Here is a 12,281-nt window from a genome sequence, read left to right as displayed (position 1 = left end):
AAGAGGGTGAGTTAACTGCTGGATATTGTATTTCGTAATGTGCGTATGCTTGGACATTTGGAGGACCGAGGTCTTATAGATATCGGTGTAAAACACGGTAAAATCGCCATGCTTGGAAGTATTGGCGAACAAGGGGAACGTGAAATCGATGGGATTGGTCACCTGCTGCTCCCCCCTTTTGTGGAGTCCCATATTCATTTGGATACCGTCCTAACGGCGGGAGAGCCCGCCTGGAATGAGAGCGGGACCCTTTACGAAGGTATCGGTTTATGGCAAAAGCGGAAACAAGCGCTCACCTACGAAGATGTCACGGAACGAGCAGAGAAGGTGCTTCGGATGCAGATGGCTGCCGGTATCCTGCATGTGCGAACACAAGCAGATATCTCGGACCCGAATCTGACTGCTCTACGTGCACTTCTTGCCTTGCGCGAGCGCGTAAAACCTTATATGAACCTGCAAGTTATCGCGTTTCCTCAAGATGGTATTCGCGCCTGTCCCGATAATGAACACCGTCTGGAACAGGCTTTGGAGCTTGGCGCAGATGGCATTGGGGCGATTCCCCATCTAGAGCCTACGCGTGAGGAAGGACTATTATCGCTTGAAATTTGCTTTAATTTAGCAGAGAAGCATGGCTGCTTTGTCCATGTTTTTTGCGATGAAATGGACGATGCTCACTCCACATTCCTAGAAAGCGTGGCCCATCTGGCGATTCGTTCTGGACTACGCGAGCGAGTAACAGCTGCACATGCGAACGCTGCAGCCTATTATGGGGAAGCTTATTACCAGAAGGTGCAGGGGATGCTGGTGCGCTCAGGCATGAATATCGTTTGCTGTCCGCTCATCAATAGTGCTATGCAGGGCAGATACGACGGCTATCCCAAAGGCCGAGGGATCACCCGGATCAAGGAATTATGGACGGCTGGCGTTAACGTAAGCATCGCGCATGATGATATTCAGACCCCTTTCTATCCGCTGGGTACTGGTAATATGCTGCAAGCAGCTCACATCGCTGCTCATTTAGCACATATGACGGGGCGCGAGGAAGTGGCGGAGCTTGTGCGTATGATCACGACACGTGCAGCGAACACCCTGCAGCTTCAGGAATACGGACTCGAGGTTGGTCATCCTGCCAGCTTTATCCTGCTGCCAGGGGATGATGCTATGGATCTTGTTCGTGAGCAGCCAAGTTGTCGTTATGTTGTGAGCCAAGGCCGCATTGTTGCTGAAACTGTGCCTGCAAGGAGCCAATTGTTCACAATATTATAATATGTAAATATGTATACAATAAGCGGCACCCCCTGTTGTTATTTCGCAGGGGGTTGTTTAAGTTTTGTTTTTCTTATGTTTACCAGTAAATAAGAAGGAAAGCTTTTAGAACCTGTCGAATTTATAACATTGTTAATTACTTACAGTTTTCTTCGAGGGAGGAAAATGAATGAAACGGATATCTCTTGTACTCTGGAAAACGATGTTGGTTATGATTATTTGTTATGGATTCATGTCTTCACATGCTTATGCCGATGAGCAAGCGGATTTGAAACCGATTCCAGCGTGGAATATATTGTGGAGTGATTCCGCCGAAGGAATTGATAATGTCGTGATTCCTTCACCTTCAAATAAATGGATAACAGTCAGGAATGGCGACTTGCCTCCCGAGAAACCGAAAGATATTTCCTCGGCATGGGTTCGATTCCAGCTTCCGCCAGATGTACCCAAAGACTATGGCATTTACATTGAACAAATTTATGCCCAGCATCTATGGGTATATATTGGAGATAGATTAGTTCGAGAAATCAACTTTGATTTTCCATACGACGAACAGAGAAGTTTGTTTCCAATTAGTAGTGAAGATGGGGGGGAATTCGTATATTTAAGGTTGGGGACTTCAATGGACCGCTTGGGTTTTCATTCAGAAATTAAACTGGATCATTATTCAGCTTTAACTCGAGCATTTATTTTTCGGGATTTGCAGAACATCATTCTAGGGTGTGCATTTCTTTTTATTGCAGCGATTATGCTGATATGTTCTTTCTTTTTGAAGCAAATTCAACTAGCGAGTTGGATTTCACTTAGTTTACTTATCTTAACTCTAGGGACAATTTTTATTACGTATTCTCCTTTCATGTACGCAAATTTCACGAAGTATGGCGATCTATTTCTTGATTTATTTGATATTTCACTAGCTGTTTTTTTACCAACACTCACCTATTTCTTTGAAAAAATATTTGATAATGGGAATTTCAAGTGGATTAGAGCGTTTAGAAAATTCCAGATTATTTATTCCGCTATTACAATCACCTTTATGTTTATTAATCAACTCAATGATTATCGATTTATCAAAGCGTATTTCTTTGCATCTGTTACCATTTTGGGGTCTATTATGATCATTCAATTCATTTTAATTATTGGCTTATCCATTGTATTCGTGAAAAGAGGAAATAAGGAAGCGGGTATTTTCTCATCTGGCTTTGCTTTATTAGCTCTAATGGGTACGCTTGATCTTATATGCTACTATGCCAGTTCTCAAAAATATCAGTTTTTCTTGTGGAAATGGGGAGTAGTAGGATTTATTATTGCCCTTATCGTAATATTAGGTAGACGTTTTGCAATCAACCAAGAGCATATGATCAACTACTCCAAGGAATTAGAATTTTACAATCATCAGCTTCAGCTCTCGGATAAGATGGAGATGATAAGCTCGTTAGCGGCATCTGTGGCTCATGAGGTAAGAAACCCTTTGCAAGTAACAAGAGGATTCTTACAGCTTGTCGCAGCTAGAACAGATGATAAGAACAAAGAATACATGGGAATAGCCATTGAGGAATTAGACCGAGCTTCGTTAATCATTACTGACTTTTTGACTTTTGCAAAGCCACAGCTTGATGAATTCGTTGACTTAAATGTTTCCAAAGAAATCACCCAAATTGAAGGTATTATTGTGCCATTAGCCACATTACACGGTGGGCGGATAACCGTTAGTATACCTAATGATTTGTTTATAAAAGGGAACTCATCCAAATTAAAACAAGTGCTTATTAATATTATCAAAAATAGTATTGAGGCCTTTCAGGTGGATGGCCAGATTCATATATGGTCCTATGAGAAAGCTGGAGAAGTTTACATTCATATTAAAGACAATGGAGAAGGTATTGAACCTGCGCAGTTAACCAAATTAGGGGAGCCTTACTATTCGACCAAAACGAAGGGGACCGGACTTGGACTCATGGTTACTTTCCGAATTATTGAAATTATGAAGGGGCACATTGAATTTAAAAGTCAAAAATACATAGGTACTGAGGTAGTCCTAAGGTTTCCTTCCATAGCTGTAAAATAAAGAAGAGGTGCTGCGCAAAATTGCGTGGCACCTCTTTTTGTTATTTGTAATTACCAGACGCTTGCAACAGCATCCGTAGTAACTAATACTTTAGCGGGATTCGTAGGGATGACGAGAACAAACTCAGTTGAGGTTTCTTCAACCGCTTTAACTGTGATGTCATCAGGAAGAGTGATGTTAAATGCTTGTTTTAGCGCGGCTTTGGGATTAGCGATAAGTTGGTTCTTGAAAGCTTCATCTTCCCAAGCTTTTTGAATAATTTTTTCTTTTAAAATTCCATTGTTCGACATTACAAATCACTCCTTGTCAATTGGGTAATTTTTCCTACAAAAAAATTATAGCATGAGAATTCAGAATAATCTATCAAAATTAACTAGTTTTCGACAAAAAATAATAGAATCCACCTAATGTTAACATTTTTCTATTTTCTTTGATTTCAAGGGCTACTTTTTGAATGTTTTGCACAAGCGAGTCATGGAAATTGATCATTTGTGTCATGGATATTTGTAAACCTAGTAATTGCTCATGATGAGTAATGGCGATTTGTCCATAGAACTCCAAAAAGTCATGAACATACAACTGCTGCTTCACCATTTCAGGAGATACCGGACTATCCGTTGAAAGCTGTATACGCTTACGCAGTGAAGCTAATAAGCAGTTGTAAGAACCTTCTTCCAAATCTTCTTCCCAGTCAGCCCAATCATCCAGCATTTGTAAAGTGATAAGCGTTTGTTCAACAGCCGCTGTGACGACAGGGATAAGGTGAGCTTGATTTGCTAAAAGTAGTGCCCCTGTGCTGGCATTTTTGACCGGACTTGCTTTCTTAGCGACTTTGCTAATGTCGTGATGGAAGTAATCGGATTGCTGCTCATTGGTAACAGCTTCAGACCATTCCATGATATACGTCTCATAATAACCCCAGAAAGGCGATCCAGCAGGGAACAATTCTCTATAAATGGAAAGGAACTGCATATGAAATAAATTGGCGAGAGGCAGCTTGTCCTTATGATCACCTTTGGCTGAATCCATGATATCGTCTTGTATAAAATAGTAGAGCATTACGAATACATTCGCTAATGAGAGTTTATTCATCGACGCTGGTGGCAGTTCACTAATGTCTTTCATCCAATACGGCAGAAGGTAACAGATATAATTTTTAGTGCTTTCTTCTTTTCTCCCGTCAAAGGTAGCTAGATAGGCAAGTCCGAGATGATCTAGCGGTGCTGGAAATGCGCTAACGATGCGTTCTGCCTCGGCAAATACGTCATCAAGATCTTTCTCATGAGCAAGGAACCAGTTCATCTATCATCAATCCCTTTCTGAATAGGAGGTACCCTCCGCTATTTAATCATTCGTCAGAACTTCTGAATTTCGATTATATTGTTTTCGGAAATCGTTTGGTGTAATACTGTTATACTTCTTAAATTTCCTATAAAAATAAGAGTCGCTGGTGAATCCGGTCTTTTCCGCAATTTCTGCCACAGAGAGGGAAGAGTGTATGAGCAGCTCTTTCGACTTATTCATACGTACGTCCTGGATCAAATCTATAAGCGCTACCATCGTATGTTGTTTATATAACCTACTAATATAAATAGGAGACATATCTAGTTCATCGGCGATGGAGTTTATAGATAAATTTTGGTTCCCATAATCTCTCTCGATAATGTCATTCATTTTTTTGATTAAATCCACATGCTTAGAGCTTCTTTTTTCATCTATCTTTTTGTGAAGGTGCTCAAACAGTTGGTAAAACTGAACATTAATTTCTTCAATGGTTTCTACTTGATTCAGGGAAGCTATTGTTGTATCCAAATAAAGCGGAAGGGCTAGGGCATTATTCTTATTGATCGTATTGAGAACGTTATTAACCCTAAGTGTTAAATGGGATATAGCCAAATGAACAACAGAATAAGGGTATTCGGCGGTTTCATTAATGATATCAGTGTAAATGGTTTCCGCTTCGGCTGAATCTCCGGTCATTAGACAATCAACCAGTTGTTTTTCCTTTTGTGTTGGAAATTTATACTCCTTAGCTCTATACCCCATGATCTCTTCAGACCAAATGATGCATCCATGACCTCTAAACAATCGGTGGTAAGAAGCTTCCAACAGCTGCTTATAGAGGTGAATGCATGGCCCCGCATTATCTTGTAAGGGACTTATGGTGATGGAGACGGATAGTTTAATATAGTCGGCAATGGATGTTTGCATCTTGTGGAGTATAGCCATGAATGCATCATGATCCCATTCGAAATCGGACTCCTGTGCGGTAAGCAGCAGCAAAATATGGTCATCGCCCATGTCAATGGCTTCGGCTTGAAATAGGGGGGAGCTAATCTCTGTGCATATATTCATTACTGCATATCTTAACAATTTAAACTGATCTTGATATTTATTAACGTTTTCTGTAAAGTGGTCAATTTTCACCATGATTAGCAAAGAAGAATGCTGAATGGTTATTTTTGATCCAAAATAACGCAATTTTGCTTGCAAGGCAATCGGGTGATAGGCCTCTCTTCCCATAATAATATTTCTCAGGAAATCTTGACGCAAGATTTGTAGATTGTCTCTTTTCTCGATTTCTAATGTTTTTAAGTTGCGTATGACTTTATCGATGGGATCGAAAAGTTTACGTGATGTGAAGAACGAAACAAGTAAACCCGCAAGAAGTAAGCTCAAGCTGATATAAATTGTTTTTGTTCTCATGCTCTTAATTTCTTTCGTGATGATGGAATAAGGTGTCGTACGCACATATCGCCAACCTAATGAATCCGGCGCAGTGTATGAAATCAACGACTTGGTGTTTTCAACAGTGTCTACTAGGTACCCAGGAGAAGAAGCATTGGCAATGATGTCTTTAATATAATTTTTATTCGAGTAATCGCTTAATACGGGATTAGAACCATCTGTCGAAAGAAGAATGCCGTCCTTGTTAATAATAAATTCGCTGCTGGAACGGCTGTTTGCTACGTTTTTTAGGGATTTGTTAATGAACGATTCCGAGATGTTTACAATTACTGCGGAGTTTAAGGATTTATTTATATTAATCGCATCATAGCACAGATAAGAATAAATACCGACTTTAGAGACCGTAAGTTGATCGTTGCCAACTGGATTAAATGTTCTGGGAACAGGTAGAAAAGGCATGTAATCCTGAAAATGGTCCAAAATATCGACCATGCCTTGATCGCCTAGTGTGGATTTAGTTTGAATACCACTTTGAAAATTGTTGGCGCTGACGTAGAAAAGATCTGATTTGCCGTTATACACATAGATGGAATCAATAAATGGCATCGCGAAGCGATAATTGTTCAACTGTTGCATGGCGTTGGTTATATCATAAATATCAGGTTTATCGTAAAACAACAGCTTGGAGATGACAAAATCCCTGTAAATTTGAAAGGAGAAGGAGGTTGCAGTCTCTGTTACTTTGAGAATTTCCTGGCTTGTCTGCATCAGGCTATTTGAGTCGGATTCATACACTTGCTTTAGCGCAATATTATCGAAATTAAAATAAAGAATGGTAGAGGATACAAGCAGAGTGATGACAATAGATAAAATGATACTCAGTAGTATATTTCGATATACGTTTTTGTTGTCCTGAGTGCGCTGCATCATGAGACAATACCCCCTTGTTCGTAGGAAAAGTATATCGTACCTATTTTACACTTGCAATGGAACCAGATGAGCCGGAAGGCGGAAAAAGCACTGAAAAATCCGGAAAATCCATGAATGTTTAAAATGTACATACGTAAATAAGGGGCTTTTACTGCAAATTATTCATATTTGGTATCACATCTTCACTAGCGCGGAAGTTTTTGAAGTGTATATAATTCGAGCATGACATCAAACAGATCAACATTCAAAAATAGGCAGGGAGGCTTCGCAGCATGTTACGAAAGAATGGATTCTTGTACGAGTTAAACAAAAACAAAATTTTGTTTCTCATGATAGCGCCAACATTAGTATTCTTTTTCATTAATTCTTATGTGCCGATGGTTGGGATCTACTTCGCTTTTACCAGATTCGATTTTAATGGCGGGTTATTCGGAAGTCCATTTGTGGGATTAGAAAACTTTAAATTCCTATGGAAGTCGGGAGCGCTATGGGGACTGACGAGAAATACGGTAGCTTATAACCTTGCTTTTATTTTATTTGTCAATGGCGCAGCAATCTTTTGTGCGATTATGTTAAGTGAAATGAAAGGCAAGGCATTTAAGAAGATCACGCAATCCGTCATGTTTTTACCTTACTTCATATCGTTTGTTTTATTGAATGCTATTGCATATAACTTGTTTAATTTCGACACGGGCTTTGTGAATACGACGCTAAAGTCATTGGGTTCGAATCCGATGGATATTTATAACACGCCGACAGCCTGGATTTTCCTTTTGGTCATTTTCTATGTGTGGAAAAACTTGGGCTATACGATGGTCATCTACCTCGCTACCATTACAGGCATTAGCGATGAATATTACGAAGCCGCGAAAATCGATGGCGCGAATATATTTCAACGGATTTGGTACATTACGGTGCCAATGCTAAAGCCAACCTTTATCATATTACTCCTGTTTTCATTGGGAAGTATTATGAAAGGTCAATTCGATCTCTTTTATCAGCTCATTGGAAACAATGGGATCTTGTACAATACAACGGATATTCTGGATACTTACGTATTTCGTTCACTAAAAGTAACATTCGATATCGGGATGGCGACTTCAGCCGGATTGTTTCAGTCCTTCTTCGGTTTTGTCTTGATAATGACAGTGAACTATTTCATTAAAAAATCAAATGAAGAGTATGCGCTTTTCTAGGAGGGTTCCAGTGAAATCTAACAGTATTGATTCTGTCGCGTTTAATATTATTGCTTATCTAATTATCATAACGATTTCCGTGATCTGTATTTTCCCTTTTTTACTGTTGATATCTGGGTCATTTACGGATAATGAATCGATTGTTCGTGACGGTTACCATTTGATTCCGAAAGTATTTTCCCTTGCAGCCTATGAAGCCGTTCTAACTTTCCCAGGAAAAGTACTTAGGGCTTACGGGGTAACGATCTTCGTTACCGTCGTTGGTACGACGCTTGGATTATTCATGATGACGATGGCCGGATATGTCTTGCAAAGAAAAGATTTCAAGTACCGTAATAAACTTTCCTTTTACATTTATTTTACTACGCTGTTTGGCGGAGGCTTGGTGCCTTGGTACATTATGATCACCAAATATTTGCAATTGACGGATACGTATGCAGCGCTTATTTTTCCAGGGCTCATGACTCCTTTCCTAATTATATTAATGAGAAGCTTCATTAAATCCTCCATACCGGAGGAGCTTACAGAGTCTTCGAAGATTGATGGGGCCAACGATTTTACGATTTATTATCGTGTGGTTCTTCCTTTAGCGATGCCAGGTATTGCAACAGTAGGGTTATTTCTGGCATTGCATTATTGGAATAGTTGGTTCTCTACGTCGCTGTTTATCAACGACCAGGATAAATACGAACTGCAGTATTTTCTGTATAACATTATTAATACAGCTGCAGCCGTTTCGCAGCTAGGCGTGAGTACGGGGGTATCATTTGGACAGGATATCCCAACGGAATCCACCAAACTGGCTATGGCCATGATTGTTACGGGTCCAATTCTCCTTCTATATCCGTTCGTACAAAGGTTTTTCGTCAAAGGATTAACGATTGGCGCTGTCAAAGGTTAGAACTGAAACGGATACATTCCGTCAGCTAACATATATGATTCAATCATAAAAAGGGAGGATTTATATGAAAAGTAATGCAAAAAAGATGTACAGCGTGTCTATGGTACTTGCGCTAGCAGGTTCCGTAGTTGCCGGGTGCAGCAGTTCAACAACACCTGCAGCCAGTCCTACAGCAGGAGCGCAAGCAACGAAAGTACCTGAGGCTTCCGCTGCCAGCAAGCCCCCAGGTCTCGATACATCCAAGAAAGTAGAGTTGCAATTTTATATGTTAGGCCCTGCGCCTAAGGATCTTCCCGTAATTGAAGAAGAAATCAATAAGATGGCACTCAAAGATCTGAATGCGACAGTCAAATTTAATTTCACAACATGGACAGATTGGGACCAGAAATACAAGCTGCTTCTCTCGTCAGGACAGCCGGTCGATTTGATTTTTACAGCGGATTGGACGCAGTATCAAGCCTACGCGAAAAAAGGAGCGTTCCTGCCGCTGGATGATTTGCTCCCGAAAGCAGCTCCTAAATTAAACAGCTTTGTGCCGAAAGATATGTGGGATGCCGTTAAAATTGACGGGAAAATCTATACTGTTCCTGCTACTTATAAAGAGTATGTGACAACTGGCTTTATCTGGCGTGAAGATCTAAGGGAGAAATTCAATTTGCCTAAGCCGGATTCGCTTGCCAACTTCGAAGCTTATCTGGATGGAATCAAAAAGAATGTACCGGATATGATTCCATTAGCGGCTAACAGCGATGTGAAAACGAATCTTTCCGATCTTTATAAAAATTTAACCATTGATCCGGTTGGGGCACTTCCTTACGGAATGGACATTTCCTATAAAAATCCCTCGGAAGTCACTTCTTACTGGGGCTCCGCTGAGCATTTGAAAGAGCTGCAAACCTACAAAAGATGGCAGGATAAAGGCTACCTGACAAAAAACGTTCTGAATGTTAAGGACTCGTTGACAGATTTGATTGTAAACGGTAAAGCTGCGGCTAACTTAGGCGATAACCCAAGCCGTTATAACGATCAGAAGATCAAAATCGCTGGTGCACATCCGGACTGGAAGCTCGATTACTATCCGGCTCCGCTGATTAAAGGGCATGCTGAGCCTGTTCATCCGATTCATAATGGATTTGCTATTCCAAAGAGCAGTAAAAACCCAGAAAGAGCTCTTGCATTTTATGGGAAATTAGTTACGGACAAAGGCTACAATCTGTTGTCCCAGTATGGAATTGAAGGCAAGAACTATAAGGTTGAGAACGGATACTATACGATGATTGGCGATACCAACAGCAATGGCTTCCCTAGAGAAGGTATGCAAAGTTGGGCTTGGAGAAATCCTGAATTCATGCTGTTCGATAAAGGTTATGACGGTGTGAAGAAAATTTTCGCAGATCTTGATAAAATAGCATCACCAGACAAGTTTACAGGCTTTGCTGAAGACTATACGAGCTATCAAGCCGAGAAAGCCGCTTTGGAGCAAGTTGAAAAGCAATATCTATTTCCACTTGAAGCGGGTCTCGTAGCCGATGTGGAAGGCGGACTCAAAACATTTATGGAAAAAGCCAAAACAGCCGGGCTGGAGAAAGTTCAAGCAGAATATAAGAAGCAATGGCTGGAATATGTGAAAAGTGCAGGGATTAAATAGGTAAGTAAGTTGAGGGGATTCGCAGTGTATTGTCATCATGGATGGCAGTTGCTGCGAGTCCCTTTCTCGTTTTCATCTATAGGATCTAACTATTCACATTGACAGTAGCGTCAATTTTATATACATTGGAAGCAAAATGATTGTTCACAATATGACGAGAATGAAAGGAAATGAAGAGGATGAGCAGCAATGAATTTTTAAAGCTTGAAAATCAACTGTGCTTTAGTCTATATGCAAGTTCCAGAGCCATTACTCGCATGTATCGCCCCATTTCTTGAAGGCTTGGGGATTACCTATCCGCAATATTTGGTGCTGTTGGTTCTCTGGGATCAAAAGGATAGCACAGTCAAAGAGCTTAGCGAGAAGCTCGATCTTGATTCGGGTACTTTGACACCTATGCTTAAGCGGATGGAAAGTCAGCAATTGGTTCAAAGGAAACGGTCTTCTGAAGATGAACGTGTCGTGAATATTCAAATCACAGAAGCGGGTCTTGCCCTTTACGATAAGGCGCTTTGTATTCCACAGTCGCTGCTTGCGTCAAGCGGGCTGTCTCCTGAAGAAATATACAAGTTCAATGAACAGTTAAAACGTATTATAAGCAGCGTAAATGCGTTCGATTAAGGAACGACTATAGGTTTTGAAGTGAGGATCTGGAATGAGTTATTTCATATACATTTTAGTGAATAACATTGTACCTATTAGCATTATGATTGCGATCGGCGCGGCAATGTACCGCGCTTTCCACATTGATATTAAGACATTATCGAAGCTTAATTTCTATGTGTTTTCACCCGCGCTCGTTTTTGTTAAGCTGTATGAGTCCGAAATGAACTTGCATATTTTAATGCAGGTTCTCTTGTTTTTTGTCCTTTTCTTTAGTCTCCTTTTTGCCAGCATAGAGGTTATTATTCGGTTGAAAAAGATGCAGCGCGGTATGCGTATTGCCATGCGGAATAGTGTTATTTTCTATAATAGTGCTAACTACGCACTGCCGCTGAATCAAACTGTTTTTGGCGGGAATGCCTATACCTTATCTATCCAAATCGTGATCATGATTATGCAAACGTTAATTCCCAATACATATGGCATTTATACCTTAAATGCACATAAATCAACCTGGAAAGCAACGATGAAAACCATTCTTTCCTTACCGGTCATTTATGCGATTCCGATTGCTTTGCTGCTGCGATATTTCCATTTACCTGTTCCAGGATCGATTCATATACCGCTGGAGTATATTTCAAACGCTTTTATGGCGACGGCCTTACTGACCCTAGGTGTGCAGCTTGGCGGTATGAAATGGGAATTTCATTTTTCTAATGTGCTCGTATCAAATATACTAAGACTTGCTGCAGGACCGCTGCTCGGATTTTTCGTTGTTTGGCTGCTTGGGATTGAAGACATTACAGCCAAAGCATTGATTCTCTCATGTGCTGTGCCCACCTCTCTAAGCAGTGTGCTGCTGGCCATTGAATATGAGAATGAACCGGAGTTTTCTTCACAGGCTGTCTTTACTTCAACTTTATTTAGTATGTTTACAATTCCAGTTGTTATCTTTTGTTTGGATTTTATATGAACATGGAT

Annotated in this window: 10 protein-coding genes; 7 read left to right on the top strand and 3 right to left on the bottom strand. The window is 40.4% G+C overall.

Annotated elements, in window-relative coordinates; translation table 11 throughout:
• Positions 1 to 45: 45 nt before the first annotated feature.
• Together QFZ78_RS15290 and QFZ78_RS15285 are read left to right on the top strand one after the other, a co-directional pair.
• Positions 46 to 1,266, top strand: coding sequence for an amidohydrolase family protein (locus QFZ78_RS15290; RefSeq protein WP_307555695.1), 1,221 nt, complete (start codon positions 46 to 48; stop codon positions 1,264 to 1,266).
• Between the two features lie 169 nt (positions 1,267 to 1,435).
• Positions 1,436 to 3,334, top strand: coding sequence for a sensor histidine kinase (locus tag QFZ78_RS15285; RefSeq protein ID WP_307548752.1), 1,899 nt, complete (start codon positions 1,436 to 1,438; stop codon positions 3,332 to 3,334).
• A gap of 50 nt (positions 3,335 to 3,384) precedes the next feature.
• Here QFZ78_RS15285 and QFZ78_RS15280 read toward each other — a convergent pair whose 3' ends face one another.
• From QFZ78_RS15280 to QFZ78_RS15270, 3 genes are all read right to left on the bottom strand, one after another.
• On the bottom strand, positions 3,385 to 3,624 hold the full coding sequence (locus QFZ78_RS15280; RefSeq protein WP_307548749.1) for an NHLP leader peptide family RiPP precursor: 240 nt from the start codon (positions 3,622 to 3,624) through the stop codon (positions 3,385 to 3,387).
• 79 nt (positions 3,625 to 3,703) lie between these two features.
• Positions 3,704 to 4,636 carry a hypothetical protein gene (locus QFZ78_RS15275; RefSeq protein WP_307548748.1) on the bottom strand — a complete coding sequence of 311 codons (933 nt, stop codon included), beginning with the start codon at positions 4,634 to 4,636 and terminating at the stop codon, positions 3,704 to 3,706.
• Positions 4,637 to 4,678: 42 nt separating this feature from the next.
• Positions 4,679 to 6,952: a helix-turn-helix domain-containing protein gene (locus tag QFZ78_RS15270; protein WP_307548745.1), complete on the bottom strand. Its 2,274-nt coding sequence runs from the start codon at positions 6,950 to 6,952 to the stop codon at positions 4,679 to 4,681.
• 272 nt (positions 6,953 to 7,224) lie between these two features.
• Here QFZ78_RS15270 and QFZ78_RS15265 point away from each other — a divergent pair, with 272 nt between their 5' ends.
• The 5 genes from QFZ78_RS15265 to QFZ78_RS15245 all read left to right on the top strand — a co-directional run bounded on the left by QFZ78_RS15265 (position 7,225) and on the right by QFZ78_RS15245 (position 12,273).
• Complete coding sequence (locus QFZ78_RS15265; RefSeq protein ID WP_307548743.1) at positions 7,225 to 8,148, top strand: ABC transporter permease; 924 nt, start codon at positions 7,225 to 7,227, stop codon at positions 8,146 to 8,148.
• Positions 8,135 to 9,049 carry a carbohydrate ABC transporter permease gene (locus tag QFZ78_RS15260; protein ID WP_373460003.1) on the top strand — a complete coding sequence of 305 codons (915 nt, stop codon included), beginning with the start codon at positions 8,135 to 8,137 and terminating at the stop codon, positions 9,047 to 9,049. The genes QFZ78_RS15265 and QFZ78_RS15260 overlap by 14 nt, the downstream gene beginning before the upstream one ends.
• 64 nt (positions 9,050 to 9,113) lie before the next feature.
• Positions 9,114 to 10,697, top strand: coding sequence for an extracellular solute-binding protein (locus QFZ78_RS15255; protein ID WP_307548739.1), 1,584 nt, complete (start codon positions 9,114 to 9,116; stop codon positions 10,695 to 10,697).
• Between the two features lie 204 nt (positions 10,698 to 10,901).
• Positions 10,902 to 11,318, top strand: a complete 417-nt coding sequence (locus tag QFZ78_RS15250) for a MarR family winged helix-turn-helix transcriptional regulator (protein ID WP_307548737.1) — start codon at positions 10,902 to 10,904, stop codon at positions 11,316 to 11,318.
• Positions 11,319 to 11,352: 34 nt separating this feature from the next.
• A complete protein-coding gene (locus tag QFZ78_RS15245) occupies positions 11,353 to 12,273 on the top strand; it encodes an AEC family transporter (RefSeq protein WP_307548736.1) in 921 nt (306 codons plus the stop codon).
• Positions 12,274 to 12,281: the final 8 nt, after the last annotated feature.

This window comes from Paenibacillus sp. V4I5 (assembly GCF_030817255.1).
Classification (GTDB): Bacteria; Bacillota; Bacilli; order Paenibacillales; family NBRC-103111; genus Paenibacillus_E.
This window is presented reverse-complemented; position numbering and strand designations above follow the sequence as displayed.

What these genes read in the sequence shown, in the direction of transcription:
- QFZ78_RS15290 (WP_307555695.1), top strand. Translation starts at nt 46, where the DNA reads ATGCTTGGACATTTGGAGGACCGAGGTCTTATAGATATCGGTGTAAAA.
- QFZ78_RS15285 (WP_307548752.1), top strand. Translation starts at nt 1,436, where the DNA reads ATGAAACGGATATCTCTTGTACTCTGGAAAACGATGTTGGTTATGATT.
- QFZ78_RS15280 (WP_307548749.1), bottom strand. Translation starts at nt 3,624, where the DNA reads ATGTCGAACAATGGAATTTTAAAAGAAAAAATTATTCAAAAAGCTTGG.
- QFZ78_RS15275 (WP_307548748.1), bottom strand. Translation starts at nt 4,636, where the DNA reads ATGAACTGGTTCCTTGCTCATGAGAAAGATCTTGATGACGTATTTGCC.
- QFZ78_RS15270 (WP_307548745.1), bottom strand. Translation starts at nt 6,952, where the DNA reads ATGATGCAGCGCACTCAGGACAACAAAAACGTATATCGAAATATACTA.
- QFZ78_RS15265 (WP_307548743.1), top strand. Translation starts at nt 7,225, where the DNA reads ATGTTACGAAAGAATGGATTCTTGTACGAGTTAAACAAAAACAAAATT.
- QFZ78_RS15260 (WP_373460003.1), top strand. Translation starts at nt 8,135, where the DNA reads ATGCGCTTTTCTAGGAGGGTTCCAGTGAAATCTAACAGTATTGATTCT.
- QFZ78_RS15255 (WP_307548739.1), top strand. Translation starts at nt 9,114, where the DNA reads ATGAAAAGTAATGCAAAAAAGATGTACAGCGTGTCTATGGTACTTGCG.
- QFZ78_RS15245 (WP_307548736.1), top strand. Translation starts at nt 11,353, where the DNA reads ATGAGTTATTTCATATACATTTTAGTGAATAACATTGTACCTATTAGC.